Source organism: Roseobacter sp. OBYS 0001 (assembly GCF_019654895.1).
Taxonomy (GTDB): Bacteria; Pseudomonadota; Alphaproteobacteria; order Rhodobacterales; family Rhodobacteraceae; genus Roseobacter; species Roseobacter litoralis.
This window is the reverse complement of record NZ_BPES01000009.1, coordinates 21642-48164: the sequence shown is the minus strand read 5'-3', so window position 1 is coordinate 48164 and position 26523 is coordinate 21642. Positions and strand designations below refer to the sequence as shown.

The following is a 26523-nucleotide window of genomic DNA, read 5'->3' as shown; positions in this document are numbered from 1 at the left end:
AGCGTTTTTTTGCCCGTTATCCCTGCTCTGGCACGAGAATCTCCCGTTTGCCGACGTGGTTTGCAGGCGAAACGAGACCCTGATCCTCCATCTGCTCGACCAGACGGGCGGCTTTGTTATAGCCGATGGCCAGTTTGCGCTGGATGTAGCTGGTTGAGCATTTGCGATCCTTCAGGACCACCTGCACGGCCGTGTCATAAAGCGCGTCTTCACCATCGGTGTTTCCGCCCAGACCCAGCACCGCGTCGATACTGCTTTCTGCATCCTCGGACGGCCCCTCTACCACGCCATTGACGTAGTCAGGTTCACCGAATGCCTTGAGGTGATTGACGATTTCCTCGACCTCTTCGTCAGACACAAAAGGACCGTGGCAGCGGATGATCTTTGCCCCGCCCGCCATGTAAAGCATGTCACCCATGCCCAGAAGTTGTTCCGCGCCCATCTCTCCAAGGATTGTTCGGCTGTCGATTTTCGACGTGACCTGAAAGGAAATCCGCGTCGGGAAGTTCGCCTTGATCGTGCCCGTGATCACGTCCACCGAGGGGCGTTGCGTCGCCATGATAAGGTGGATGCCAGAGGCCCGCGCCATCTGCGCCAGACGCTGAATGCAGGCTTCGATTTCCTTGCCGGCCACCATCATCAGGTCTGCCATCTCATCAACGATCACGACGATATAGGGCAGCGTCACGGGCGTGTTTTCTTCCGTCTCAAAGATCGGCTCGCCGGTATCATCGTCAAACCCGGTCTGGACGGTGCGGCTGAACATCTCGCCCTTGCTGAGCGCCTCGCGCACACGGCCATTGTAACCCTCAATGTTACGCACGCCCATTTTCGACATCTTGCGATAGCGTTCTTCCATTTCACCGACCACCCATTTCAAGGCGACAACCGCCTTTTTCGGGTCGGTCACAACCGGTGAAAGCAGATGTGGAATGCCGTCATAAACGCTCAGTTCCAGCATTTTGGGATCAATCATGATCATCCGGCATTCCTGAGGCGACAGCTTGTACAGCAACGACAGGATCATCGTATTGATCGCAACGGATTTACCGGACCCCGTGGTCCCGGCAATCAAAAGGTGGGGCATTTTGGCGAGGTTTGCCACGATTGGATCGCCGCCGATATCCTTGCCCAAGGCAAGCGGCAGGCGCATGTTCGTGTCGCCAAAATCCCGGGCAGACAGGATTTCGCGCAAGACAACCTTTTCGCGCGTGTCATTGGGCAGTTCGATCCCGATCACGGACCTGCCCGGCACAGTTGATACCCGCGCAGAAAGGGCCGCCATCGACCGCGCGATATCATCAGCCAGACCGATGACCCGGCTTGCCTTGAGACCCGGAGCAGGCTCCAGTTCATACATGGTCACGACCGGGCCGGGACGCACGGCGACGATTTCGCCCTTAACGCCATAGTCATCGAGAACGGACTCCAGCATGCGCGCATTTTCCTCAAGCGCTTCATCGCTAAGCTGCAGGCGCGGTATGTCTATCGGGTTTTCCAGCAGGTTCAGCGGCGGCAGTTCGAAACCGGGGTGGGTGTCATCGAACGACAGCGTCGGCTGGGCTTCGGCTTGCGCACGCCGTGAGGGTTGAACCGGTTTTCGCACGGGCTGCTGCACAACGCGGCGCGGTTCCGGACGGGGAATTTCGATGACTTCGTCAACGCGGGCTTCGGGCATCTCAAATGATGCCGTGTCTTCTACTTCCGGCTCTGGTGCCTGCGCCTGCCGAGCGGTGAGCGGTGGTTCGGGCCGCACAGCCGGGGATGTATCCAGCACCAGCGGATCCGGGCCACGCCCGCGGCCGCGCGTCAACGGGGCCGTCGTCGGGACATGCACTGCGGTGCTTGAGCGCACGCGGGATTTGATCACATCCGCGATACGCGCCTTTATTCTGTCCTCGCCCGGGCCTTCTTCGACATCGGGTGCGTCGGGCTGTGTGACCAACTCAGGTTCGGGCATTGCGTCTGGTCGACGCACAAGGCTGGGCATGCGGGCAAACAAGCCGCTTTTCTGCTCAGGCTCAGGTGTCTCGAACATCATGTTCTCAGGCAACGGCGCAACTTCGGTTTGCGTAAGCGCTGCCATTTCCTCCGCCTGCGCCCTGCGTTCGGCGCGCCGCGCCGCAATTTCTTGCGCGGTAGAGACGGCGCCCTGCGCACTACGGCCCAGCAAGGTCATCAATCCAGCGTAAAGCATCACAAGACCCATCAGCAGAAAGCGCCCGATCCGCGCAACCTCTGCGCGCGTAAAGCCCAAAACGAAGCCGCCAAACACAATGATACCAACGGCCATCAGCAAGGACATCAGCTTCACCGTGACGGTCGAACCAACAGGCAGCAGCGTCAGAATTGCGCCCATTACCGTATCACCAAACAGGCCGCCCAACCCAAAGCTATGAGTATCGAGCCAATTGCCATCCGGTGTCAGCGTCGCCGCATAAATCGACCCCAGTGCAATCGCAATCGGGGCGAAAATCAAGCGACCCAAGGCGCGCTCCGCCCCGGTGTGTAGCGCAAAACGCGCGCCCCAGGCCAAAAGCACAATCCCGATGCCCCAGGCACCCCAGCCCACGATCATGAACAACGGTGCCGCAATCGAGGCCCCGATCCGCCCCATCCAGTTCTGGACCGTTGCATCGGTTGATACCATCCAATTGGGATCATCCGGCGTGTAGGATGCAATCATCGCGCAGGCCATCGCACCGAGGATCATCAGCGCCAGACCGAAAAGCTCTTTCCCGCGCTTTTCCATCGCCTCCGCCATGTTGCTGTCGAAAAGTGGATCCCGCCCGCGTGTCTGAAATGCCATACCCTTTTTACCCTTCATATTTTTCACGGATACAAACAATCGCGGATCATCTGGATGCCCCGCTCAGTTTCCGCTTTTGGAGCCACCATCGCAGCCCGAATATATCCCTGGCCGGGGTTTACCCCCTCCCAGTCCTGCGCCAGATAGCCGCCCGGCAAAACCCGCACACCGGTTTCGCGCCAAAGCTTCACCGCCGCCTGTTCATCGTTTTCGACCGGTAACCACAGGAAAAATCCGGCATCCGGGCTTGCATAGCCGGGCACATTTCCCAAAATCCGGTCTGCAATTTCGTATTTTTCGACGTAAAGCGCGCGGTTTTCGCTCACATGCACCTCGTCATTCCAAACCGCGGCGGCAGCCATCTGCAAAGGCAAGGGCAAAGGCGCCCCCGCATAGTTTCGCAGCTGCTTGATTTCCGTGATGTTTTTTGCGCCACTCGCAACAAACCCGGAGCGAAGCCCCGGCAGGTTGGAGCGTTTGGATAAGGAGTGGAAAATCACAACGCGGTCCGGGTCTGCGCCGATGTCTTGTGCGATCTGCAACGCCCCGATGGGCGGCGCGCCGCGATAAATCTCAGAATAACATTCGTCTGCAAAGACTTTGAAGTCGTATTTTTCGGCCAGTCCGATCAGATCACGCCAATACTCCGCACTCGCGACCGCCCCTTGTGGGTTGGCCGGTGAGCAGATGTAGGCCGCTGTCGTACGGTTTAGGGTTTCCTCTGAAAGGGACGAAAAATCAGGCAGATGACCGTTTTCGACCGTCGCAGGCACCATCACAGGGTCCGCGCCGACAGACAGGGCGGCGATCATATAGACCTGATAGAACGGGTTTGGCATCAAAATTGCGGGGCGTTGTCCGTTTTTCGTCTCCGGACACAGGGCCATCACCGCGTTATACAACCCTTCCCGCGTGCCGTTGAGGGCCATGACCTGCGTGTCCGCATCGACGGGCACGCCGTAGCGACGATGCACAAAGCTCGCGATGGCCTGACGCAGTTCAGGCGCGCCATCATTGGGCGGATAGCTGTTGAACCCGGCTGAAAGTTCGTTGATGACTTCCATAACCCATTGAGGAAAAACATGTTTCGGCTCACCAATGGTCATGTGAACAGGCACGCCGCCGCCCTCATGCACGTCTAAAAGAGCGCGCAGGCGCGGCCAAGCATGTGCCGGAAGGTTCGAAAACCGCTCTGGATACATCATCAAAACTGCCTCAGTCGGGATCGTTATCGTCCCGTTGTCCCTAAGGTAGCCAAGCTGACGCCTTGCGTCCACAAAAACGCGCAGCTTTATCGCAGTTTGTGTCTTTTAGGCCAAAGCCCGTTCCGCCGCCGTTCCCAGACGCAAAAGGGATTCCTCACGGTGCGGCGGTGCCATCAGCATGAGCCCGCAACTGGGCGTATCCGTTGGCAGGCTCAACGCGCAAAGCCCCATCAGATTGCCAATGCGCGTATTGCGCAGCGACATCAGGTTTTCTGTGACGTAATAGTCGTGATCCGTGTTCAACCTGTTCAGATTCGGCGGCAAAATGGGTGCTGTTGGCAAAATGACCGCATCAAACCCGGCCGTCGCTTGATGGTAAGAAACGCGGGCCGCCTCAAGTGCTGCCCAAGCAGCGACATAATCCGGCCCGGAATGGTTCTGGCCAAGACGAAAGCGCTTGAGAATTTCCTGATACATCGCGTCCGGGTTCGCCTCGATCACGTCGCGCCACAGCCCATAGGCCTCGGCGGTATATAGGCATGTGGTCAGGGCCATCGCATCGTTTACAGCGTCGATATGGATCGCCTCTATCTGCGCCCCCGCCTGTTCCAGCTTGGAAACAGCGGTGGAAAACGCTTCTGCGGGACCGCTGCGTACATCTTCCATCGCGATGGTGTTCAGCACCGCCAAACGCCTGCCGACAAGGGATGCCCCGGATAGATCCGCCGCCCTGCCCCCTTGCAGCACCGCCAGCATCAGCGCTGCATCCTCGACAGAACGGCACAGCTGGCCGACCGTATCAAAGCGCGCAGCGAGAGGCACGACCCCTTCAAGGCTCAGCCGCCCCGACGTCGTCTTGAGACCCACAAGGTCGTTCCAAGCCGCCGGAATACGCACCGAACCGCCGGTATCAGAGCCAACACCAACAGCCGCCAGATCGAACGCCACAGAGGCCGCCGCACCGGAAGAAGACCCGCCCGGCACCGCGCCCTCATCATTGACGCAAGGCGGCGTCGCCGTGCTGGGGTTATAGCCCAGACCAGAAAACGCCAATTCGCTCATATGTGTCTTGCCGAGACAAACAAGCCCGGCGGCGGTGGCGTTTTGCAGCACCTGTGCATCCTGATCAGGCACGCGATCCTTCAAAAGCAGCGATCCCGACTCAGTTGCAACACCCGCCGTATCGAACAGATCCTTCCAACTGATCGGCACACCATCCAGCAGCGAACGACGCTGACCACTGCGCGCGCGATCCCGGGCGGCTGCCGCTTCGTTCAAGGCACGCTCTGCTGTCACACGGGCGTAAATTCTATCCCGTAACGGATGTGCGCTGATCGCATCCAGATAGGTTTGTGTGAGATCGACCGGGTCGATTTCCCCCGTGGCGATCCCCCTGCCCAGATCAGCCGCCGTCATTTTGAGCCAAGCCTGCATGCCATTCCCCCGAAGCTTTCGATTTGTGCGACGGTAGCGACGCAACCGCGCATGGACAATCCCCCCGCCCCGACCATATTCAGACCTATGACCTTTGACAGTGACATTTTGATCGTAGGGGGCGGGCTCAATGGGCCGGCTCTGGCTTTGGCGTTGGCGCAGGCCGGACACAGCGTGACGATGATCGATTCGGTACCCCTGATCAGCCGCAAGACCCCCGGTTTTGATGGCCGCTCTTATGCGATGGCGCTGACCTCGACACGGCTGTTGCAGGCGATTGGCGTATGGGATGCGCTGGAACCTCACGCGCAGGCGATGCTGGACATTAAAGTGACCGATGGCCGTGCTGGCGAAGGGCCTTCACCGTTTTTCATGCATTTCGACCATGCCGAGATCGAAGAAGGCCCCATGGGCTATATGGTCGAGGACAGACACCTCAGGCCCGCTTTGCTGAGCGCCTCGGACGCGCATGAAAACATTCAGACGCTGCACGGTGAAACAGTGGTTTCGCAATCGGCAGAGGCAACAGGAGTATCGGTGGCACTGGCAAGCGGGCGCGTCCTGACGGGCAGGCTGCTTGTGGGTTGTGATGGGCGCGGGTCCGGCACAGCCACGCGCGCCGGGATCAAACGCACGGGCTGGGACTACGGCCAGACGGCCTTGGTCTGCGCGGTTGAACACGCATTGCCGCATCATGGCGTCGCACATCAATTCTTTATGCCGCCGGGGCCGCTGGCGATCCTGCCCCTGACGGGCAACCGTTCATCCATCGTCTGGAGCGAAACTGCCGAGAACGCCGCGCGGATCAATGAGATGCCCGATGAGGCCTATATCGACGTGCTCAAACCAAGGTTCGGCAGTTTTCTGGGCGATATTTCACGCGTCGGCGCGCGCTACACTTACCCTTTGTCGTTGTCGCTGGCGAACACGCTGATCGCCCGCCGGGTCGTTCTGGTCGGCGACGCAGCCCATGGCGTCCACCCGATTGCAGGTCAGGGACTGAACGCCGGGGTTCGCGATATCGCCGCACTGGCCGAGGTTCTGACGGACGCAAAACGGCGCGGCGAAGACATCGGCACCGAGGGCGTGTTGTCGCGCTATCAGGAATGGCGTCGGTTCGATAATACCACTTTGGCGCTGGCCACGGACACATTCAACCGGCTGTTTTCAAACGACAACCCTGTGTTACGAGCCGTCCGTGACATTGGCATGGGGATTGTCGGCAATATGCCCGCATTGCGTCGGAGCTTCATCCGCGAAGCCGCCGGTCTGACCGGAGAGTTACCCAAGCTGCTGAAAGGCCAAAGGCTCTAGAGCGTCTGACGAAATATCTGAAACATCAAGCATCACGTAACGCGTTGAAATCTTTGATTTCAGGCAGCGTTACGTGATTCAGGTTTTTCGCATGACGCTTTAGTCCAGCACCCGCGCCTCATCGGTGAGCATCACAGGAATGCCGTTGCGAATAGGGTAAGCGAGATTCGCAGCTTCCGAAATCAATTCCTGGCGCTCCTGATCATATTTCAGCGTCGCGTGGCTGCGCGGGCAGATCAGGGCTTCGAGCATGCGGCGGTCAAACACCACTTCGGTCTCGCTCACTGCATCATCTCGCTCTCTTGCCCACCGCGCAATTGGTACTCCATCAGCGTGACCAGCGTCTCGCGGCGGGTGGTCAAAGATGGGGCTTCAAGCAGTGCTTGTTTGTCCTCGGGATCAAAATCAAGCATCATCGACAACGAATTGACCAGCAATTCGTCATCCGCTTCTTTCAAAGTTTCCCAGTCCGCCGACAGCTCACGCGCATCAAAATACCGCTCCAGCAGCTCTAAAAAGCCTTTGCGCTGGAACGCTGTATCGGTTTCATCCGGGCCAAGATCCCGGTCAAACCCGTCCCAGACGACATCGCAGCGTCGGTAGGGCGTGAACCCTTCAATCTCCTTGACGACGCGGAACCGGGAAACACCGCCAAGTGTGATCAGATAGCGGCCATCTTCGGTCTCGGAAAACTGCATGATCCGCCCGGCACATCCGATGGTGTGCAACCCGGTTCCGGCACGGCCCGGCACCTCATTGGGCTGTATCATTCCGATCAACCGTTCACGCGTTTTCAGCGCATCCTCCAGCATCTGAAGGTATCGCGGTTCGAAAATATGCAGTGGCAATCGGGACCGGGGAAGCAACAAAGCTCCGCCCAATGGAAAGATTGCAATCGTGTCAGGCAATTCTGAAGCTTTTATCATAATGGGGAACCTAGCCCGCCCGAACGATCAGGCAAATATGATGGAGCTAAGTTTGCGCCGCCCATTCAGAACAATCGGGTCATTCGGCTTAAGCGCCTCGAATATCGTGAACAATTGCGCCTTGGCTGCCCCGTCATTCCATTCCTGATCGCGCCGGAAAAGTTCCAGCAACTCGGCCACGCCGCCCTCGACATCGCCGTTCGCGTGCATGGCCTGCGCCAGATCGAACCGCGCCTGATTGTTGTCCGGGTCTGCCGCAACGGCGGCTTTCAACTCGTCAACAGGGCCTGCACCCTCAGCCTGACGGGCAAGTTCCAGCTGCGCAAAGGCCGCTTCCAGCTCAGGGGCTTTTGAAATCTCTGCCGGTGCGCCGTTCAAAATCGCCTCTGCCTGATCGAGTTCGCCCATCGCGATATGGGCCCGCACCATGCCACCGTAGGCCGCCGCATGTTTCTCATCTTCGCCCAATACGGCGGCAAAGGTCTGCGCCGCATCCGCCGCCGCCCCTTCGGCCAGCATTTCTTCGGCCGCAGCCACCGCATCGGCCAGGCCATCTCCGGGCGCTTCACCGCCGGTGGCTTTCACCACACGGTCCACAAACGCCTTGATTTCGGAGTCAGGCAACGCCCCCTGGAACCCGTCAATCGGTTGCCCTTTGGAAAACGCATAGACGGTCGGGATCGATTGGATCTGCAACTGTCCGGCGATCATCTGGGCTTCGTCCACGTTGATCTTGACCATCTTGACCGCGCCCTTTGCCGCGCGCACAGCGGCTTCAAGCTGGGGACCAAGCGTTTTACAGGGTCCACACCAAGGCGCCCAGAAATCGACGATCACCGGCACCGTCTGGGACGTATCAACCACATCCGCCATGAATGTCGCTTCGGTTGTGTCTTTGATCAGGTCATCCGCTGCGGGTGCAGCCCCCAAATTCAGGTCCATCATCGTGTTATCCTTCCGCCTGCGCGTCTAGCGTTATATGGGAGGCAAATTGCTTTTTCAAAGGTCAAATTGCGCAAAAACCGGGGCGTGATCGCTGGGCTTTTCCCAGCCTCGCGCACCGCGAACGATGCGGCTGTCGTGACCGGCTGCGGCGATATCCGACGTGGCCCAGACATGATCCAGCCGCCGCCCCTTGTCCGCCGCATCCCAATCGGCAGCGCGGTAAGACCACCAGCTGAAGAGCTTGCCCTCAGGAATGTCCTGCCGGGTGATATCGACCCAGCCACCGGCGTCTTGCGTTTGCGCCATATGCTCAACCTCGATGGGCGTGTGGCTGACAACTTTCAGCAGCTTTTTATGATCCCATACATCGTCTTCGCGCGGGGCAATGTTCAAATCACCCACAAGGATTGATTTTTCAGGCTTTTGCGTATGAAACCAGTCGCGCATTTCCGTGAGGTAATCCAGTTTCTGACCGAATTTTTCGTTCACTTCCCGGTCCGCGACGTCTCCGCCTGCTGGGACGTAAAAGTTATGCACCGTCACGCCGTTTTCCAATCGGCCCGCGATGTGGCGCGCGTGTCCCAATGCGACAAAGTCTTCGGCAGCGGCTTCTTCCATCGGGATTTTGGACAGAATGGCCACCCCGTTGTAGCCCTTTTGGCCGCGCGCCACGACATGCGCGTAACCTGCGGCGGCGAAAGCATCCAACGGCATCTTGTCGACAGGGCTTTTGCATTCCTGCAGGCACAGGACATCGGGCGCTTCTTCGGTCATGAGTTTCAGCACGAGGCCTTCACGCAACCGCACAGAATTGATGTTCCAGGTTGCTAACGAGAAAGCCATAGAGATACTCCGCCATTGAGATTCTGCGGCACCCTAAACACTGCGCGCCGCTGGCACCATGCCCAACCGTGACGGATCGTGTTTTCTTTTGAGGGGGGTTCTACCCGCGGACCAGACAAAAAAAGACCGGGCATAAAGCCCGGCCAAGTCCAACAGGGAGGTGCATGTCAAAAACCCGGACATGCGCGGGATATCTATGTTTAGCAAAAGATGGTTAACAGATTCTTGATTCATATCAAAAACTGCGAGAAATTTCTTAAGCCATTAGTCTGTATCCACCAGATTCTGTAACCAGCAGACGCGCATTTGACGGGTCCGGTTCAATTTTCTGACGCAAACGGTAAATATGCGTCTCCAGCGTATGCGTTGTGACCCCGGCGTTATATCCCCAGACCTCGTGCAAAAGCACATCGCGTGCCACCACACCCTCGGTCGAGCGATAGAGGAATTTCAGAATATTGGTTTCCTTTTCCGTCAGGCGAATTTTCTTTTCGTCTTCGGTAATCAGCGTTTTCATCGCAGGCTTGAATGTATAGGGCCCAAGCTGGAACACCGCGTCTTCTGACTGCTCATGCTGTCTGAGTTGCGCGCGTATCCGCGCCAACAGCACGGGAAATTTGAAGGGTTTGCTGACGTAATCATTGGCGCCGGCATCCAGACCCAAAATCGTATCAGCATCACTATCGTGCCCGGTCAGCATCAGAATCGGGCTTTTCACGCCTTGTTTGCGCATCAAACGGCATAATTCGCGACCGTCCGTATCTGGCAGCCCCACATCAAGGATCACAAGATCATAGAGCGCCTCCTTGGCGCGCACCATCGCATCCGCGCCGTTTGCCGCTTCAAAAACATCAAAGTCTTCGGTCATGATCAACTGTTCGCTCAGCGCGTCGCGCAGATCATCATCATCATCTACCAACAGGATTTTCTTTAACTGTGCCATCTGCCGCCTCCGTTTTGCCCTATTAGACTTGTGCATTTCAAAGCGATCTCACAAGCTTGTGTGCTCACGCCTCACGGCCTCGTGTTACAAAGCGGCTCAAATGTTTCAATTCCATCCGAATTGCCCTAGATCGAGGCATGATTTGTCAGGCATTGTAACATCATGAACTTTTCTCCAGACCAAAACGAGTTGATGGCGCGTGCGCGCGCAGACCTGCGTATGGGCGTGCCGGTTGTTGTTGACGGACCGACGCCTCTTCTCGCAGCAACGGTGGAGACGCTCAATACCGACCGGCTGGGTACCATGATGGCCCTGTCTCAGGATGCAATGCTGGTCATTACGGCGCGGCGCGCGGCGACGCTGAAGGCCGCCGCCTATGATGGTGATCTGGCGCGGGTGAAACTGCCGCGCGATGCAACACTGGCATGGGTCAACGGGATCGCGGACCCGGCGGGTGATTTGATGCACCCGATGAAGGGTCCGCTGTCTTGCGCCCGCGGTGGGAACGTTGAAACGCATCGGTTTGCCATTCAGCTGGCGAAAGCTGCGCGCCTGTTGCCGGCTGTTGTGTGCATCCCTTTGGAACACGCACTTTCTTTTGCGGCGGAGCACAACCTCGTTTATTTATCCGCGCACAGCGGCCAGGCGATGCTGGACGCCTCCAGCCCGTTGCATTCGGTGATCAGTGCGCGGTTGCCAATGGAGGTTTCAGAGGCCGGGCGGTTGCATGTATTCCGTCCCGAAGATGGCGGCGAAGAGCATTACGCCATTGAAATCGGCAAGCCCGATCGCGCTGAGCCGCTGCTGACAAGGCTGCATTCCGCGTGCTTTACCGGTGATTTGATGGGGTCGCTCAAATGCGACTGCGGGCCACAATTGCGCGCCGCCTTGGCGCAGATGGGGGATGAGGGGCACGGCGTGCTTTTGTATATGAATCAGGAAGGACGCGGCATCGGTCTGGCCAATAAAATGCGGGCATATTCCCTGCAGGATCAAGGCTTTGATACGGTCGAGGCCAACCACCGGCTCGGGTTTGAGGATGACGAACGCGACTTTCGCCTTGGAGCCGCAATCTTGAAATCCATGGGGTTTTCCAAGGCGCGGCTGCTGACGAATAACCCGCGCAAGGTCGCCATGATGTGCGAAAACGGCATCGACGTGACCGAACGTGTGCCCCTGCATGTGGGCGAAAACGCGCATAATCACGCCTATCTCGCGACAAAAGTTGCCAAATCGGGCCACCTGAAATGAAGCCGGATGATCTGGTTGTCACGCCACGGGGCCTGCGGTTTCAGGGGCAACTCTTTCCCTGCACGATTGGGAAAACCGGCATAACCCGGCGCAAGAAAGAAGGGGACGGGGCCACACCCACGGGCATCCACCGGATTGTCGGCATGTTGTACCGCCCGGACCGGATGGCCAAGCCAGCAGACTGGGCCTTGCCGATCGGGCTGAATGATCTGTGGTCAGATGATGCCGGGCATGAAGATTACAACATGATGGTGCGCGCGCCCTACCCGCACAGTCATGAAAAGCTGCGCCGGGCGGATCCATTGTACGATCTTGTGCTGCTCACGGATTGGAACTGGCCCTACGCGGTCAAAGGGCGTGGTTCGGCGATCTTCATGCATCAGTTTCGCCGCCCCGGCTTTCCAACCGAGGGCTGTGTCGCCCTGTCGCGCCAAAACCTGCGCCGTATTGCCCCGCGAATTACGCTCCAGACACGGCTGATTGTACCCTAGCCCCCGATCAGGCCGGAACGCGCGCCCCGAAGATCGCAGACCCGACGCGGATATGCGTCGCGCCAAATGAAATCGCTTTTTCGAAATCGTCGCTCATGCCCATGCTCAGGCCCGCCAACCCGTTACGCTCTGCAATTTTGGCCAGCAAGGCGAAATGCAGGGAGGCTTCCTCGTCAATCGGCGGGATACACATCAAGCCTTTGATCGGCAAATCAAGTGCTCGACACTCCGCGACAAACCCGTCGGCGTCGGATGGGAAAACGCCCGCTTTCTGCGGCTCTTCGCCTGTGTTGACCTGAACGAACATTTCCGGGCAGTGACCCGTATCCTGCGCCAGCCGGGCAAAAGCCTTGGCAAGCTTGGGTCGGTCCAAGGTGTGAATGGATTGAAACAGGTCAAAGGCCTGTCGCGCCTTGTTGGTTTGCAGAGGGCCGATCAAATGCAGATCAACGCCGTCGTAGTCATCGCGAAACGCGGGCCATTTGCCTGCCGCTTCCTGCACCCGGTTTTCACCAAAGCAGCGGTGGCCCTCTTTCAGCACCGCTTCTACCCGCTCATCCGGTTGCACTTTTGACACCGCAATCAGCTTGACGGAGCCCGCAGCGCGCCCCGCGTCCGCCACTGCCTTTTCGATACGTTGTGAAATGTCGCTCAGGCTCATCATGTCTCTCGTTTACTGTCCATGGACAACATAAACCCGTTGCCCAAAAGAAAAGGGGCGGACCCAAAGGACCGCCCCAAATTCACGATGTTATTTTCAACTTAGAAGTTGAAGATTACACCCAAGTCACCAACGGTATCACCGAGGCTGTTTTCACCGATACCACCTTGGAGGCGTACACCGCCGCCGAGGCTGTGACGGAAGCCGATGGCGTATGCAGTGTCGTCACCTTTGGTCGCTGCGAACGAGTCGCTGCTGTCAAGACCGTTGTCTGACACAACGAAACGGACGTCTGTTGCTGCACCAACTGGTACGGCAATGGATGCACCAAGTGCTACGTCGTCTTGGTCGTCGCTATCGGCTGCCAAGAGCGAGAATGCGAAGGAGCCGAGGTCGCCGTTGAAGGACAACGCCCAGAAGTCTGTATCGTCAAAGTCACCGCCATCAACGTTACCGAACGCAGCACCGACACCGTAGTTGCCGAATTTGTAGCCCAAACCGATCTGGTACTCTTCAGTTGCAGAGTCCAGCGCGTTGTCAGAGTAGGACGCACCGAATGTGAAGTCGCCAACGGTATAGCTGGTTTTGATCGTTGGATCGATGTCGTCGCCGCCATTGATGCCGCTGATGACGTCACCGGTTACGAAGTTGCTGGAAGTTTCAGCAAAATCTGTAAGACCGATACCGTTACCGTAGTAATCAACAACGTCGCCGGAGTCGATAAGGTCAGATGTGTTACCAAGGAACACGTTGAAGCCACCGGCGCGTACGCCGAATTCAGGCGCTTCTACGACGTTGCCGCCGCCGGAACCTTGACCGTCGCCGTTATCGTTGGACTCCAAACGCAGACGTGCGCGGAACTCGACGCCACCGTCTGTTTCAGTTGTACCAACAACGTTCAGGCGAAAACGCTGGTCCAGCTGTGTGTCGCTGCGATCGCCATCGTCGTCGGCGCCATCGTTATAAACAATACCGAAACGACCGAAGCCGTCGAAGGTGATGTCGGCGGCGGCCATTCCGGCGGTCGCGACAAGCATCGTGGATGCCATAAGAATCTTTTTCATGTCTCAATCCCTCAGGGTTAGATAGTGTCTGGGGCGTTTGTGCATCCCGGACGTGCTAAACCTAATGTCTCACAGCCCCGTCAATCTCAACCCAAGACAAAAAAAGTCCCCGAGTTTCCAAAAAGCTGGTGCTGGATTGCCACACCCCCGAAAGCCCCCTTCGGACGGCCCATTTGATGCCTGCCGCTTGCGGCACCCCGGCAAGTGAAGTAAGCCGTTGTAAAAGGTCTATCGAGGCGGATTTTCGATGCAGAAGATATGGTTCATACAGATAATCACGGTCATGGCGGTCGCCGCCACGCTGTCAGGCTGCGGCGTCGCGACGCCATCAAATGCCGTCACCGGCCCGCCAGGAAGCGACAACTTCACAAGTCAGCGCGATAGAAACCGATCGTCTGGTACCACCATCTGGGATGCGTTCAACAGCGGGAACAGGGAACAAACCGTCGCTGTGAACAAGTACCTGTGGTCCGCGTCGCTCGAAGTGCTGAGTTTTCTGCCTGTTGAGTCAGTTGATCCCTTCACAGGTGTTATCGTAACCGGCTTTGGCACGCCGCCCGGCAGCGGGCGGGCGTACCGCGCGACCATTCTTATTGATGACCCGGCACTCGCTGCGCGATCCTTGAATGTTTCGTTGCAAACCCGCAACGGGCCTGCCAGTGCGTCAGCCGTTCAGGCCGTCGAAAACGCCATCCTCAGCCGGGCGCGCCAACTGCGCATCGCGGATGATGCGCTCTAACTTGGCCTGTGCGTTTTAACTTTGAGGCGCGCAACAAGCCAGATTCAATTCCCGGCGCCGGGCTCCGCACACATGACGGCTCCCGGCGCTCTCACGTTAAGAAGGACGCCGTCATGACGCGTTATACCCCAGCCGAAATCGAAGCACGCTGGCAGAAAGCATGGACCGAAAACGAAGTCTTCAAAGCCGTCAGGTCCGCCGACAAACCCAAATACTATGTGCTCGAGATGTTCCCCTACCCGTCAGGGCGTATCCATATGGGACATGTGCGCAACTACACCATGGGTGACGTGATCGCGCGCTATAAGCTCGCAACCGGGCATAACGTACTGCATCCAATGGGCTGGGACGCCTTTGGCATGCCTGCGGAAAACGCCGCCATGGCGATTGGCGGTCACCCCAAGGACTGGACCTATGGCAACATCAAGGACATGCGCGACCAGATGAAGCCTTTGGGCCTGTCCATCGACTGGTCCCGCGAATTTGCCACCTGCGATCCGGAATACTACGGGCAGCAGCAGTCGCTGTTCCTCGATTTTCTGAACGCGGGGCTGGTCTATCGCAAGAACGCAATCGTCAACTGGGACCCGGTGGATATGACCGTTCTGGCCAATGAACAGGTCGAGCAGGGGCGCGGCTGGCGTTCTGGTGCCTTGGTTGAGCGGCGGGAACTGACCCAATGGTTCTTCAAAATTTCGGACCATTCCGAAGAGTTGCTAAGCGCGCTGGACACATTGGAAAACTGGCCGGCCAAAGTCCGCCTGATGCAGGAAAACTGGATCGGCAAATCGCGCGGGCTGCAATTTGCCTTTTCGACGATTGACGGACCCGACGGCCATGACCGGATCGAAGTCTACACGACGCGTCCTGATACGCTGCTCGGGGCGTCCTTTGTCGGCATCTCGCCGGACCATCCGCTCGCCAAACTACTCGAACGCGATAACGACGACGTGGCGGCCTTCTGTACCGAATGTCGCAAGGGCGGCACCACCGAAGAAGCCATGGAAACCGCTGAAAAGCTGGGTTTTAACACCGGTCTCCGGGTGCGCCACCCCTTTGACACGGCTGTTGAATTGCCCGTCTACATCGCGAATTTCATTCTGATGGACTATGGCACCGGAGCGATTTTCGGCTGCCCCGCACATGATCAGCGCGATTTCGAGTTCGCAACGAAATACGACCTGCCCATTATCTCGACCTTTCTGCCGTCACAGGACGCCGACGAGGTGCTGAGCGAAGCCTTTGTACCGGCAAAAACCGAAAAAGTGTTTTATAACAGAGGCTTTGCCGGGGAGGAATTTCAGACGGGGCTTGAGGCGATTGATGCCGCCATCGACTTTTGCGAAAGCAATGGCATCGGTCAGGGCGTCACCAAATACCGCCTGCGCGACTGGGGTCTGAGCCGCCAGCGCTATTGGGGCTGCCCGATCCCGGTGGTGCATTGCGACGATTGCGGCGTTGTGCCGGAAAAGAAAGAAAACCTGCCCATCGAACTGCCCTATGACGTCAGCTTTGACACTCCCGGCAACCCACTGAACCGCCACCCCACATGGCGCGACACGCCCTGCCCCGCCTGCGGGAAACCGGCGCAGCGTGAAACCGACACGATGGACACTTTTGTCGACAGCTCATGGTATTTTGCGCGCTTCACCGCGCCGCGCGCCGAGACGCCGACCGTCATGGAAGACGCGCAATACTGGATGAATGTCGATCAATATATCGGCGGCATCGAACACGCGATCCTGCATCTGCTCTATTCGCGCTTCTTTGCCCGCGCCATGCAGATCACCGGTCACCTGCCGCAAAGCGCGATCGAACCTTTCGACGCCCTGTTCACCCAAGGCATGGTCACGCATGAAATCTACCAGACCCGCGACGCGAACGGTCGCCCGGTCTATCATCTGCCCGAAGATGTCACGGATGGCAGGCTCGCGGATGGCACCGAGGTGGAAATCATCCCGTCGGCCAAAATGTCGAAATCCAAGAAAAACGTAGTCGACCCGCTGGGCATCATTGCAAGCTATGGCGCGGATACCGCCCGCTGGTTTGTCCTCTCCGACAGCCCGCCCGAACGGGATGTGGAATGGACAGCATCAGGCGCCGAAGCCGCCTTCAAACACCTGACCCGCGTCTGGACCCTGAGCGAGCGCATCGGACAGATGGACAAAGCCGCCGCCGGGAAAGGGGATGAGGACCTGCTGCGCGCGATGCATGTGTGCATTCACGATGTGACAATGGGCGTCGAATCCTTTGGCTTTAATGCCGCCATTGCCAAGCTTTACGCCTTCACCGCCAAATTGCAGAAATCCAAGGCAGGCTACACCGCACAACGCACTGCCATCATGACATTGGCGCAACTGATGTCCCCGATGACACCACACTTGGCCGAAGACATCTGGGCGCATCAAGGGGGCACAGGACTGGTGACAACCGCGCCCTGGCCCAAGGCGGACGAGGCGATGCTGGTGTCCGATACCGTCACGCTGCCTGTTCAAATCAACGGCAAGCGGCGCGCAGAAATCGTCGTATCCGCCGATTTAAGCAAGGAAGAGGTTGAAAAAATCGCCCTTGCGGACCCAGCTGTGATACGAACACTGGATGGGGCCACCCCGAAAAAGATCATCGTCGTACCGGGACGGATTGTGAATGTCGTCGTATAGCCGCCGCAGCCTGCTTTTGTTGCCCCTCGCTCTGGGGGCCTGTGGCTTTGCGCCGGTCTATGGAACCGGCAGCACCGGCAGTGCGCTGCAAAACGCGGTTGAGGTCAGCGACCCCGATGATGTTGACGGATACCTCGTTGTCCGCCGCCTCGAAGAGCGTCTGGGCCGCGCCGCACAGCCCACCTACAAACTGACGCTGGAGGTTGATTCCAAACGCGAAGCGCTGGCGGTGAACAGGGATAGCAACATCAACCGCTACAACATCGTCGGCACTGCCGATTACGTTCTGGTCGAACAGGCGACGGGGCGGGTTGTCACCTCGGGATCCGTGGATAATTTCACCGGCTCGTCGGCCACAGGCACCACCGTTGCAACACTGGCCGCCGAACGGGATGCCCGCGAACGGCTGATGTCCCTGCTCGCGGACCAGATCGTCGTCCGCTTGCTGAGCACTGATTTGACATGAAACTCTCTACCCGCGATGCCGTTTCCTATTTCGCGCGCCCTGACCCGGACAAGACCGGCATTCTGATTTACGGCGCGGACGCCATGCGGGTGGCCCTGAAACGCCAGCAATTGCTGGCCGCCCTTCTGGGCAAGGAGGCCGAAGAAGAAATGCGCCTGACGCGCCTGAATGGCGGTGATCTGCGCAAGGACCCGGCGCTTTTGCTCGATGCCGTCAAGGCCGTGGGCTTCTTCCCCGGCCCACGCGCCGCATTCGTGCAAGAGGCCAACGAAAACTCAGGCCCCGCAATCCTGACCGCCCTCGCCGATTGGCAGAGCGGGGATGCGCAGATCATCGTGACCGCAGGGGCGCTGAAACCAACCTCGAAACTGCGCAAGGCCTTTGAGGCCCATCCGAACGCCTATGCCGCCGGTATTTACGACAACCCACCCACACGCGCAGAAATCGAAACGACGCTGGCTGAAACCGGCCTCGCCCTGCCGACAGGTGACGTGATGGCTGCCCTCAGCGATCTGGCGGAGGCCATTGACCCCGGTGATTTTCGCCAGACCATCGAAAAACTCTCCCTCTACAAATTGCACGACCCGGCCCCGATCTCCCTGCAGGACATCGCGGCCTGTGCGCCAACCTCGACCGAGGCGGATGTGGATGACGTTCTGATGGTGGTTGCCGAAGCGCGTGCGCATGAAATTGGCCCGATGATGCAGAAACTCATCGCGCAGGGGGCCAATCCGGTCGGCCTGTGCATCGGGGCGATGCGTCATTTCCGGGCCTTGCACCGGGCGGCCTGTGACACATCCGGCAGGCCGACGATATTTGGCCCCAACCGGGATCGCATGCTGGCGCAGTCTCGCAAATGGGGCGCTGTCAAACTTGAAACCGCGCTGACCGTCCTGACGGATACGGATCTCAAACTCCGTTCCGCCGGGCAACATGCGCCGGGGATGGCACTGGTCGAACGCGCATTTATCCGCCTCGCCATGCTGGCCCCGAGATAACGGCAAAAGGAAACGCAAATGTATACGGTTATCGGCCCCGTCAAATCCCGCGCCATGCGCGTCCTCTGGATGCTCGAAGAACTGGGCGAGGCTTACAATCACATCGACGCCGCACCCCGGTCCGACGAGGCGCGCACATATAACCCATCCGGTAAGGTGCCCGCGCTGATCGACGGCGCGGAGGTGCTCACCGATTCGATGGCAATCCTCACCTATCTGGCGGATAAACACGGCAAGCTCACCGCACCGGCGGGCACAGTTGCGCGGGCGCGGCAGGACGCGATGACCTTCTGGCTGGTAGACGAATTCGACGTGATCCTCTGGGCAGCAGCAAAACACAGTTTTGTCTTGCCGCAGGAACACCGCGTACCGGCGGTCAAAGACTCCCTTAAGGCAGAGTTCAGCGCATCCGCCGATCAACTGGCCGCAAAACTCAATGGGCCGTTTCTGATGGGCGATCACCTTACGGTTCCGGACATTCTCGCCTGTCATTGCCTGAACTGGGCCGTCGGCGCTGGATTCCCGCGCGTGGATGACAAACTATTCGCCTATGGCAAAAACCTACGGCAACGGCCCGCGTTTCAGGCGGCGGCTGCGAGGTAATCCACCGCCCCGCGTCCCGCCCAGCGTCCGGTCGCAAGACATGCGGTAATCAGGTAGCCGCCCGTCGGCGCTTCCCAGTCGATCATTTCCCCCGCACAGAAGACGCCAGGGCGCGATTTCAGCATCAGGCGATCGTTCATCGCGTCGAATCGCACGCCGCCAGCCGTTGAAATCGCTTCATCCATCGGCCTCAGCCCATCGTATGGGACAGCCAGCTTCTTGAGGGTCGTGACCCATATGTCCCGCGACGGTCGCGCCGTCGCAGTCATCTCAAAAAAGAAAGCAATTTTCGCAGGTGACAGACGCAGGTTATTTCGCAGCCAATGGGCAAGCCGTAGCTTGGCTGGCTTCTTGGCCAAATCCGCCGCCAGTTTTTCTGCGGACAGATCCGGGACAAGATCCACAAACAAAGGCGCACCGTCCCGCAAAGCCGGTGTAAGGCTATAAACCCCGCCGCCCTCGAGACCGTATTGCGTAATCGACGCCTCTCCACGTGATGACAGGCCACCAGCCTGCCATGCCACTGACTTAAGAGCATTCCCAAAATGCGGGGCCATATGGTCCGTCCACGTGATCGACACCGCCGCATTCGACGGCGCGAAGGGGCTCAGCGCGCAGCCCTCTGCCCCAACCGCATCGGCCCATGCGCCATCAGACCCCAACCGCGCCCAGCTTGCACCGCCCATGGCCAACACAGTGACATCCGCTTTCACCTGTTCGCGACCATTTGGCGTATCAAACAGGGCGGCGTCCTGATCCCATCCCAACCAACGCCAGCGGGTTCGACGCTCGACACCCGCTGCATCCAGCCGTGCCAGCCACGCGCGCAACAGCGGCGATGCCTTCATGGCTTTTGGAAACACGCGACCCGTGGACCCTGTGAACAAATCCTGATCAAGGCCGCGCGCCCAGTGTTGAACAGCCTCAGCGTCAAAGCTTTCGACAATTGGACGCAAAGGCGTCTCAGCGGCAGAATACTGCGTCATGAAAGGCGCAAACGGCTCGTCCCGTGTCAGGTTCAAACCCGACTTACCCGCCATCAAAAACTTGCGTCCAACGGAGGGCTTCGCATCACAGACAATGACACTGTGGCCCGCATCGCTCAACGTTTCGGCGGCCATCAAACCTGCGGGGCCTGCCCCGATCACCAATGCCGTGCTCACGATGAGACGCCCGGTAAACCGCCTTTTATTTCGACCACACGCTGCGGATAAGGTATTTCGATGTCATTCTCCTTCAGAGTATTCCAGATCAGAAAAAGCACATCTGACGTGAATTTATTGGGGCCATCGTCAAAGCCGTTGACCCAGAACTCGACGGCAAAGTCGATGCCGCTGTCACCAAACCCACGCAACTCGCAATCCGGCGGGTAGGGATCGTTCAGCACGCCGGGGTGCGTCGCCACCGCCGCCTCGATCAGCGCGGGCACCCGGTTGATGTCCGTATCATAGCTGACGGAAAACGGGGCCTCATAGCGATTGGCCGATCCACTGTCGGAATAGTTCACCACCCGCGTCGTGATGAAATCCTCGTTCGGCACCACGATCCAGCGCCCGTCAAAGGTTTCCAGAATAGCCGCGCGCGCGGTCATTTTCACAATGCGACCGGATTCGCCGCCATCCAGTGCGACGTAATCCCCAACGGTCGCCTGTCCCTCGACCAGCAGAATTACGCCGGATATAAAGTTCGACGCGATCTTTTGCAGTCCGAACCCAAGGCCCACACCGACCGCCCCCCCGATAAAGGCCAGCGTGCTGAGGTTGATGCCCATGATGTTCATCAACAGCAGGAACGCGATGCCAAAGATCGAAAATTCCACCACTTTGGCCACAAGCTGGCGCAGCGACGGGCGCATGTCCTTCTGACTTTCAATGAATTGCGCACTTTGGCGGTTCGACCATCCGCCGAGCCAGAACAACACGCTGCCGGCGATCAGACCCCGGATCAGGCTCATCACCGAGAAAGAGATGTTCCCGAGGCTTATGGTCGTCTCGGTCAGCTTGGCGCTCACCGCATCAAGCAGACCCAGCGCATAGATCGCAGCGATGGGGATCAGCACATATTTCCCCAGCAGCTTCAGCAACGGGTCCGAAATAATGTCCCGCACCAGCGTGCGCACAGCCAGAAACAGGAACACACGTTTGCCAAAGGCGATCACCGCGCCACTGTCGAAAATCGACCGGACGACACTTTCCCCAATGGCGGTGAAACCATAGGCCAGCAGCGGCAACAGCAAGGGCAGGAACATCAGAACCGTGCGCCGGGACCGCGCTATCATCGACTCCGCCTCAGCGGCCGGGGTCAGCAGGCGCGTCAGCGTTCCGCGCAGCCGTGCCGCAGCAATCACCGCCAGCGCATAAGCAAGCACCAACAAGGCAAACTGTGACCAAGCCGCCGGGCTCAGGGCCCATGACTGCGCGATCTCCCATATCTGCAACGCATAGCCAGCAGCAAGCTGCACAATTTCCGGCTGCTCGGCGAGGTCAAACTCCACGACTGCATCCTCTTTTAAAATCCACTCATCCGTCTTGCTGTGTGCCTGTGTGTGCCTTTCAGAGCAAGGTAAATGTCTGTTGTGAGTTGCCTCAATACCGCGTCAGACCGTGACCCGGGGGCGGCCCGCGGCTTCGACTGTGATCAAGGCCTCGACAAAAACTTCGCGCGCTTCGACGCCAGCGGTTTTGACATCGCGTGTCACGGTCAGCTGTATATCGGCAGCCCCCGCCTGCGCGGCATCGGCCTGCGCACGCTCCCTCAGGTGTGCCTCAAGCGCTTGTAATGCGGCATCGCAATCCGCGAAATCCTCCGGCCCACTGTCAAAGTGAACGCGAAATCTCCCTTCCGCGGGGGACGTCACACTGCCAGCCCGGCGCATGGTCACGCGCCCGACCACCGCACCGATCGCATTCGCCACCCCGGCGTGTTCGGGCAACACCATTTCGGCCCGGACGGCGCGCCCGACCGCCGGATAATAGGTTGGCGCTGACGCCCCCAGCCCCACAACCGGCACATCAAGTGCTGCATCAAACCGCAGCAAACCGCGATGCGCCCGCAATCCCGCCTGCATCAGCCCATGGCGCGCCAGATCGCCCGGTGCGCCGCCAAAATCCGCATTCTCTTCGGCAAAGGCGGCCTCCAGCAGCGCAGTAACCGTCTGCTGCGTGAGTTGATCCACGATCATCTGCGCCATGTCTTGCGCCGTTCGCGCCAGCACCTCGCCCGCGCCGGAGCGTCGCCGCGCCAGCAAAACCAACGCCTTGCGTGCCGCTTCCGCATCCCAATCCGTCAGCGTCCCCAGCACATGGCTCGCATCGGACGGGGTAACGCCGCCCAATTGCACAAGGCCGCGTTCCACCAACCTGTTGAGCGCGCTGTGCTCAAGGCGTGCGCGCAAAACCGAACCCAGCGGGTGAATCGTGCTGCCGATCCGATCCAGCAGCGTAGTTTCCCGCGCGCTCAGCCCCTCGGTGGATTGCCCGCGCACAGCTTGCACAAACCGCGTATCATGCTCGCCTGGTGCTGCGGCGCGCAGGGCAGCGTCCAAGGCAGCATGCACAACGTCAGGCGCATGACGCGCCATCAGCGACACCGGAACGACCCGGCGCGGCCCCAGCGTGATCGCGCGTGCCAATCCCCCCGATACCATCTCGACCGCGCTGTCCCCGCCAAGGCCCGTGGTGCGCATGGCAACCGCTTCGACCATCGTGCGATAGGGGCCAACCTGCGCCCCCGCCGGGTCAATCGCCGGGCGACCATCCTTGAGCAGCGCGATATCCGTCGTCGTCCCGCCAATATCACTGACCAGCGCATCCTGCGCACCCGTAAGCCACCGCGCACCCACCAGTGACGCCGCCGGGCCACTCAGGATCGTCTCAATCGGATGGTGCCGCGCCTGTACTGCAGAAATCAACGCGCCATCCCCCCGCACCACCATCATCGGCGCCGTGATGCCAAGCGCGCGCAGCATATCTTCCGCACGCCCGATCAGCCGGTCAATCATCCCCACAAGCCGCGCATTCAGCAGCGCCGTCATGGCCCGTTTCGGCCCGTTCAACTTGGCGGATAGCTCATGCGAGGCAGAAACAGGCCGCCCCGTCACCTCTTCAATCAGCGTGGCAGCCTCAAGTTCATGCGCCGGGTTGCGCGTTGCAAATTGCGCCGCGACGGCAAAGGCGCTCACGTCTTTTGCCTGCCCTCTCAGAAACTGTTGGATCAGATCACTGTCCAGCGCAGCCACCTCAGCGCCTGCGTGGTCATGCCCGCCCGCACAAATCAGCACCGGGTCGCCTTTCAGCGCGTCACGCAGGCCATGTGTGTCCAGATCACGTTCCTGAAAACCGATCAAGATCAAAGCGATCCGCCCGCCTTGCCCCTCCACAAGCGCATTGGTGGCCAGCGTGGTCGACAGTGAGGCCATGGACACATCAGCGGGCGCAACCTCCGCCGCGCGCAACACCGCCCGCACGGCAGCGCCAATGCCCTCGGCCAAATCGTGCCGCGTGGTCAGGGATTTCGCCGTGGCGATGACCTCTTTTTCATCGCGGATCAAAACCGCATCCGTATAGGTGCCGCCCGTGTCCACACCCAGCAAGATCGGCATGCATTCTTCTCCTGTTACTGGTCCCGATGTAGCAAAGCAAAACGACGTTTCCCGCCTGTTTGCGTCATCAACCACCCAGTTGCGCCACCGCCCAGCGCGCCGCATCCGCCACGGCGTCATCCGGATCATCCGTCAGCTCAGACGCGATCTGGCGCAGAGACGCCTCACCCGAATTGCCAATCGCATAAAGCACGTTGCGCACGAACCGGTTGCGCCCGATGCGCTTGACCGCCGACCCCGAAAACAGCGCACGAAACGCCGCATCGTCAAGCGCGGCGAGGTCGGCCAATCGGGGTGCCGTCAGTTCGGGCCGCGCCGACAAGCGCATGTCGCGCGCAGCAGTGGCAAATTTGTTCCACGGGCACACCGCCAAACAATCATCACAACCATAAATCCGGTTGCCCAACAGCGGGCGCAAATCGGTCGGAACGGGTCCTTTGTGCTCAATCGTCAGATAGGAAATGCACCGGCGCGCGTCCAGCTTATAGGGCGCGGGAAAGGCATCCGTCGGGCAGACATCAAGACAGGCGCGACAGGATCCGCAATGATCAACCTCCGCCGCGTCCGGCGCAATATCCAGCGTGGTAAACACCGCGCCCAGAAACGCCCAGTTGCCCCACTCCCGGCTGAGCAGGTTCGTATGTTTGCCCTGCCAGCCCAGACCCGCCGCCTGACCCAACGCTTTTTCCGGCACCGGGGCCGTATCGACAAAGACCTTGACCTGCGGGTCAGCATCGGCGGCCTCAGCCATCAGCCAGCGCGCCAGCCGCTTGAGCCGTTTCTTGACCACATCGTGATAATCGCGCCCCTGCGCATAGACCGAAATGGCCCCGCGCTCGGGCTGCTGCAGCACCGCCATCGGGTCATGTTCAGGGCCATAGCTCTCGGCCAGCATGATCACCGAGCGCGCCTGCGGCCAAAGCTGCGTCGGATCCCCGCGCCAATGCATCCGATCCGCCATCCACGTCATCTGACCGTGATAGCCCGCATCCACATACGCCTTGAGCCGCGCGGCCACATCGGGCACCGCATCCGGTCGGCATATCCTGCAGGCGATGAACCCCTCTTCCAAAGCGCGCGCGACGAGCTTTTCCTTGAGGCCGCTCATGCGATCCGCAAATCAGAAATCCAGATCATTGTAATGTTTGGCGGGCGGAAAGCCCGGCACCTGATCTGCCAGAATGTTGCGAAAGGCCGGGCGGGATTTGATCTTGGCATACCAGTCCTTCACCACCTCTGATCGGTTCCAATCCACGTCCGAATTGTAATCCAGCGCGCTCAGATGGGCGGCAGCGGCGAAATCTGCCAGCGACATCGCATCCCCGGCCAGCCAGCGGCGATGATCCAGCAACCACGTCATGTAATCAAGGTGATACTTGATCGCCTTTGACCCCGCCTTGACGTTTTTACTATCGGGATAGCCCAGTTTCATCATCTTCTTGTTGACCCGCTCATACAGCAGCTTTGACGTCACCTCATGGTGAAACTTGTCATCAAACCACCCCACAAGGCGACGCACCTCGGCCCGCGCAATCGCGTCCTTGGGCATCAGCGACGGGTCAGGCCGCGTCTCTTCGATATACTCACAAATCGCGGCACTCTCGGCCATGATCACGCCGTCAATCTTGAGCACAGGCACCTTGCCCGCCGGGTTGCGCCGCATGAATTCCGGGTCTTCTTCCCAATAGCGCTCTTCAACCAGCTCAACATCGATCTTCTTTTCAGCAAGGCTGAGCCGGACCTTCCGACAAAACGGGGACAAGGGAACATGAAAGAGACGGGCCATCAGTTTTTCCACAGTGCAAAGGGTCTCTCTTCAATGCCTGCAACGGCGCGCGGATTCAACTCTCGAAACAGGCGGCGCGTCCATCTCTGCGGATCGTCGCGGCCCCGTCAATGATCGCGCGCGTGCGTTTGCGCACAAAATCAGACGGGCGCGAGGCGGACCGTGTTTTCGGGCTGGGCAAAATCGCGGCAAGCCGTGCCGCCTGCGTGGCACTCAACGCATCCGGGCTGACCCCAAAATAATGAGCGGCCGCCGCTTTGACGCCAAAGACGCCCGAATCGAATTCCGCAATATTGAGGTAGACCTCAATGATCCGCCGCTTGGGCCAAAGCCCCTCCAGAACAGGGGTCAACAACGCCTCCGCCGCTTTGCGCGTGTAATTGCGCCCATGCCACAGGTAGAGGTTCTTGACCGTTTGCTGGCTCAGGGTCGAGGCCCCGCGCGTGCCGCCATCCTCGATCGCCTCCCGGATGGCAACCATATCAAACCCCCAATGGGTGCAGAAATTCGCATCCTCCGCCGCCACCACCGACCGCGCCATGACCGGTGCCACATCCTCCAGCGCGACCCATTCATAGGACACACCACCCAGTTTGCGCCCTTCTGCAAACATATAGGGGGTGGTCAAGGGCGGCACATAACGGCCCAGAAACATCACCAGCAGACCCAAGGCCACGACGACCAGCCCCACACGCACCGCGATGCGCAGGGTCTTGCGCACAAGACCTTGCGACCTTACGCGACTTGTCGTCCTGGTTCTGGTTTTACGCTTCGCCATGGCGCCA

24 protein-coding genes are annotated in these 26523 nt (G+C 59.3%); 8 read left to right on the top strand and 16 right to left on the bottom strand.

Going from position 1 to position 26523, the window contains the following annotated elements; translation table 11 throughout:
* Positions 1-16 precede the first annotated feature (16 nt).
* The 3 genes from K5Q35_RS16145 to K5Q35_RS16135 all read right to left on the bottom strand — a co-directional run bounded on the left by K5Q35_RS16145 (position 17) and on the right by K5Q35_RS16135 (position 5448).
* Positions 17-2809, bottom strand: a complete 2793-nt coding sequence (locus tag K5Q35_RS16145; RefSeq protein WP_220800309.1) for a DNA translocase FtsK — start codon at positions 2807-2809, stop codon at positions 17-19.
* Between the two features lie 23 nt (positions 2810-2832).
* On the bottom strand, positions 2833-4011 hold the full coding sequence (locus K5Q35_RS16140; RefSeq protein ID WP_220800409.1) for an aminotransferase class I/II-fold pyridoxal phosphate-dependent enzyme: 1179 nt from the start codon (positions 4009-4011) through the stop codon (positions 2833-2835).
* A gap of 108 nt (positions 4012-4119) precedes the next feature.
* Positions 4120-5448 (bottom strand): amidase, encoded by a 1329-nt coding sequence (locus tag K5Q35_RS16135; protein WP_220800308.1) that lies wholly within the window; start codon positions 5446-5448, stop codon positions 4120-4122.
* A 51-nt stretch (positions 5449-5499) separates the two neighbouring features.
* Here K5Q35_RS16135 and K5Q35_RS16130 point away from each other — a divergent pair, with 51 nt between their 5' ends.
* Positions 5500-6762 carry an FAD-dependent monooxygenase gene (locus tag K5Q35_RS16130; RefSeq protein WP_220800307.1) on the top strand — a complete coding sequence of 421 codons (1263 nt, stop codon included), beginning with the start codon at positions 5500-5502 and terminating at the stop codon, positions 6760-6762.
* A 99-nt stretch (positions 6763-6861) separates the two neighbouring features.
* Here the strand turns inward: K5Q35_RS16130 and K5Q35_RS16125 are convergent, their stop codons facing one another.
* The 5 genes from K5Q35_RS16125 to K5Q35_RS16105 form a co-directional block, all read right to left on the bottom strand.
* Positions 6862-7047: a Trm112 family protein gene (locus tag K5Q35_RS16125; RefSeq protein WP_013963711.1), complete on the bottom strand. Its 186-nt coding sequence runs from the start codon at positions 7045-7047 to the stop codon at positions 6862-6864.
* Positions 7044-7688 carry an LON peptidase substrate-binding domain-containing protein gene (locus K5Q35_RS16120; RefSeq protein WP_220800306.1) on the bottom strand — a complete coding sequence of 215 codons (645 nt, stop codon included), beginning with the start codon at positions 7686-7688 and terminating at the stop codon, positions 7044-7046. The genes K5Q35_RS16125 and K5Q35_RS16120 overlap by 4 nt, the downstream gene beginning before the upstream one ends.
* Before the next feature lie 27 nt (positions 7689-7715).
* Positions 7716-8633: a co-chaperone YbbN gene (locus K5Q35_RS16115; RefSeq protein ID WP_220800305.1), complete on the bottom strand. Its 918-nt coding sequence runs from the start codon at positions 8631-8633 to the stop codon at positions 7716-7718.
* Between the two features lie 54 nt (positions 8634-8687).
* A complete protein-coding gene (locus K5Q35_RS16110; RefSeq protein ID WP_220800304.1) occupies positions 8688-9476 on the bottom strand; it encodes an exodeoxyribonuclease III in 789 nt (262 codons plus the stop codon).
* 256 nt (positions 9477-9732) lie between these two features.
* Positions 9733-10419, bottom strand: a complete 687-nt coding sequence (locus tag K5Q35_RS16105) for a response regulator transcription factor (RefSeq protein ID WP_011566403.1) — start codon at positions 10417-10419, stop codon at positions 9733-9735.
* A 162-nt stretch (positions 10420-10581) separates the two neighbouring features.
* Between K5Q35_RS16105 and ribA the strand changes: the two genes are divergently transcribed.
* Both ribA and K5Q35_RS16095 read left to right on the top strand, forming a co-directional pair.
* On the top strand, positions 10582-11670 hold the full coding sequence (gene ribA, locus K5Q35_RS16100; RefSeq protein ID WP_220800303.1) for a GTP cyclohydrolase II: 1089 nt from the start codon (positions 10582-10584) through the stop codon (positions 11668-11670).
* A complete protein-coding gene (locus K5Q35_RS16095; protein ID WP_220800302.1) occupies positions 11667-12161 on the top strand; it encodes a L,D-transpeptidase in 495 nt (164 codons plus the stop codon). The genes ribA and K5Q35_RS16095 overlap by 4 nt, the downstream gene beginning before the upstream one ends.
* A gap of 7 nt (positions 12162-12168) precedes the next feature.
* Here K5Q35_RS16095 and K5Q35_RS16090 read toward each other — a convergent pair whose 3' ends face one another.
* The gene (locus K5Q35_RS16090; RefSeq protein WP_174270239.1) at positions 12169-12822 is read right to left on the bottom strand and encodes a YggS family pyridoxal phosphate-dependent enzyme; all 654 of its coding nucleotides are present in this window, start codon (positions 12820-12822) and stop codon (positions 12169-12171) included.
* 101 nt (positions 12823-12923) lie between these two features.
* On the bottom strand, positions 12924-13886 hold the full coding sequence (locus K5Q35_RS16085) for a porin (RefSeq protein WP_013963719.1): 963 nt from the start codon (positions 13884-13886) through the stop codon (positions 12924-12926).
* Positions 13887-14133: 247 nt separating this feature from the next.
* Here K5Q35_RS16085 and K5Q35_RS16080 point away from each other — a divergent pair, with 247 nt between their 5' ends.
* The 5 genes from K5Q35_RS16080 (at position 14134) to K5Q35_RS16060 (ending at position 19352) form a co-directional block, all read left to right on the top strand.
* Complete coding sequence (locus tag K5Q35_RS16080) at positions 14134-14625, top strand: DUF3576 domain-containing protein (protein WP_013963721.1); 492 nt, start codon at positions 14134-14136, stop codon at positions 14623-14625.
* Between the two features lie 113 nt (positions 14626-14738).
* Positions 14739-17285: a leucine--tRNA ligase gene (gene leuS / locus K5Q35_RS16075; RefSeq protein WP_220800301.1), complete on the top strand. Its 2547-nt coding sequence runs from the start codon at positions 14739-14741 to the stop codon at positions 17283-17285.
* Positions 17272-17751, top strand: a complete 480-nt coding sequence (gene lptE / locus K5Q35_RS16070; protein WP_220800300.1) for an LPS assembly lipoprotein LptE — start codon at positions 17272-17274, stop codon at positions 17749-17751. Before leuS ends, lptE begins: the two co-directional genes overlap by 14 nt.
* Positions 17748-18749 (top strand): DNA polymerase III subunit delta, encoded by a 1002-nt coding sequence (holA, locus tag K5Q35_RS16065; RefSeq protein ID WP_220800299.1) that lies wholly within the window; start codon positions 17748-17750, stop codon positions 18747-18749. Before lptE ends, holA begins: the two co-directional genes overlap by 4 nt.
* An 18-nt stretch (positions 18750-18767) precedes the next feature.
* Positions 18768-19352 carry a glutathione S-transferase family protein gene (locus tag K5Q35_RS16060; RefSeq protein ID WP_220800298.1) on the top strand — a complete coding sequence of 195 codons (585 nt, stop codon included), beginning with the start codon at positions 18768-18770 and terminating at the stop codon, positions 19350-19352.
* Here the strand turns inward: K5Q35_RS16060 and K5Q35_RS16055 are convergent.
* The 6 genes from K5Q35_RS16055 to mtgA all read right to left on the bottom strand — a co-directional run bounded on the left by K5Q35_RS16055 (position 19331) and on the right by mtgA (position 26516).
* A complete protein-coding gene (locus K5Q35_RS16055; RefSeq protein WP_220800297.1) occupies positions 19331-20515 on the bottom strand; it encodes a TIGR03862 family flavoprotein in 1185 nt (394 codons plus the stop codon). The two genes, K5Q35_RS16060 and K5Q35_RS16055, sit on opposite strands and share 22 nt — an antisense overlap.
* Positions 20512-21846, bottom strand: a complete 1335-nt coding sequence (locus tag K5Q35_RS16050; RefSeq protein ID WP_220800296.1) for a mechanosensitive ion channel family protein — start codon at positions 21844-21846, stop codon at positions 20512-20514. Before K5Q35_RS16050 ends, K5Q35_RS16055 begins: the two co-directional genes overlap by 4 nt.
* 102 nt (positions 21847-21948) lie before the next feature.
* A complete protein-coding gene (locus K5Q35_RS16045; protein WP_220800295.1) occupies positions 21949-23952 on the bottom strand; it encodes a hydantoinase/oxoprolinase N-terminal domain-containing protein in 2004 nt (667 codons plus the stop codon).
* 67 nt (positions 23953-24019) lie between these two features.
* Positions 24020-25060 (bottom strand): tRNA epoxyqueuosine(34) reductase QueG, encoded by a 1041-nt coding sequence (queG, locus tag K5Q35_RS16040; RefSeq protein ID WP_220800294.1) that lies wholly within the window; start codon positions 25058-25060, stop codon positions 24020-24022.
* Between the two features lie 12 nt (positions 25061-25072).
* Positions 25073-25738, bottom strand: coding sequence for a glutathione S-transferase family protein (locus tag K5Q35_RS16035; protein WP_220800293.1), 666 nt, complete (start codon positions 25736-25738; stop codon positions 25073-25075).
* Positions 25739-25793: 55 nt separating this feature from the next.
* The gene (gene mtgA, locus K5Q35_RS16030) at positions 25794-26516 is read right to left on the bottom strand and encodes a monofunctional biosynthetic peptidoglycan transglycosylase (protein WP_220800292.1); all 723 of its coding nucleotides are present in this window, start codon (positions 26514-26516) and stop codon (positions 25794-25796) included.
* Positions 26517-26523 lie beyond the last annotated feature (7 nt).

Coding starts and splice junctions, on each gene's coding strand:
- K5Q35_RS16145 (WP_220800309.1), bottom strand. CDS start 2,809: ATGGCATTTCAGACACGCGGGCGGGATCCACTTTTCGACAGCAACATG.
- K5Q35_RS16140 (WP_220800409.1), bottom strand. CDS start 4,011: ATGTATCCAGAGCGGTTTTCGAACCTTCCGGCACATGCTTGGCCGCGC.
- K5Q35_RS16135 (WP_220800308.1), bottom strand. CDS start 5,448: ATGCAGGCTTGGCTCAAAATGACGGCGGCTGATCTGGGCAGGGGGATC.
- K5Q35_RS16130 (WP_220800307.1), top strand. CDS start 5,500: ATGGACAATCCCCCCGCCCCGACCATATTCAGACCTATGACCTTTGAC.
- K5Q35_RS16120 (WP_220800306.1), bottom strand. CDS start 7,688: ATGATAAAAGCTTCAGAATTGCCTGACACGATTGCAATCTTTCCATTG.
- K5Q35_RS16115 (WP_220800305.1), bottom strand. CDS start 8,633: ATGATGGACCTGAATTTGGGGGCTGCACCCGCAGCGGATGACCTGATC.
- K5Q35_RS16110 (WP_220800304.1), bottom strand. CDS start 9,476: ATGGCTTTCTCGTTAGCAACCTGGAACATCAATTCTGTGCGGTTGCGT.
- K5Q35_RS16105 (WP_011566403.1), bottom strand. CDS start 10,419: ATGGCACAGTTAAAGAAAATCCTGTTGGTAGATGATGATGATGATCTG.
- ribA (WP_220800303.1), top strand. CDS start 10,582: ATGAACTTTTCTCCAGACCAAAACGAGTTGATGGCGCGTGCGCGCGCA.
- K5Q35_RS16095 (WP_220800302.1), top strand. CDS start 11,667: ATGAAGCCGGATGATCTGGTTGTCACGCCACGGGGCCTGCGGTTTCAG.
- K5Q35_RS16090 (WP_174270239.1), bottom strand. CDS start 12,822: ATGAGCCTGAGCGACATTTCACAACGTATCGAAAAGGCAGTGGCGGAC.
- K5Q35_RS16085 (WP_013963719.1), bottom strand. CDS start 13,886: ATGAAAAAGATTCTTATGGCATCCACGATGCTTGTCGCGACCGCCGGA.
- K5Q35_RS16080 (WP_013963721.1), top strand. CDS start 14,134: ATGCAGAAGATATGGTTCATACAGATAATCACGGTCATGGCGGTCGCC.
- leuS (WP_220800301.1), top strand. CDS start 14,739: ATGACGCGTTATACCCCAGCCGAAATCGAAGCACGCTGGCAGAAAGCA.
- lptE (WP_220800300.1), top strand. CDS start 17,272: ATGTCGTCGTATAGCCGCCGCAGCCTGCTTTTGTTGCCCCTCGCTCTG.
- holA (WP_220800299.1), top strand. CDS start 17,748: ATGAAACTCTCTACCCGCGATGCCGTTTCCTATTTCGCGCGCCCTGAC.
- K5Q35_RS16060 (WP_220800298.1), top strand. CDS start 18,768: ATGTATACGGTTATCGGCCCCGTCAAATCCCGCGCCATGCGCGTCCTC.
- K5Q35_RS16045 (WP_220800295.1), bottom strand. CDS start 23,952: ATGCCGATCTTGCTGGGTGTGGACACGGGCGGCACCTATACGGATGCG.
- queG (WP_220800294.1), bottom strand. CDS start 25,060: ATGAGCGGCCTCAAGGAAAAGCTCGTCGCGCGCGCTTTGGAAGAGGGG.
- K5Q35_RS16035 (WP_220800293.1), bottom strand. CDS start 25,738: ATGGCCCGTCTCTTTCATGTTCCCTTGTCCCCGTTTTGTCGGAAGGTC.
- mtgA (WP_220800292.1), bottom strand. CDS start 26,516: ATGGCGAAGCGTAAAACCAGAACCAGGACGACAAGTCGCGTAAGGTCG.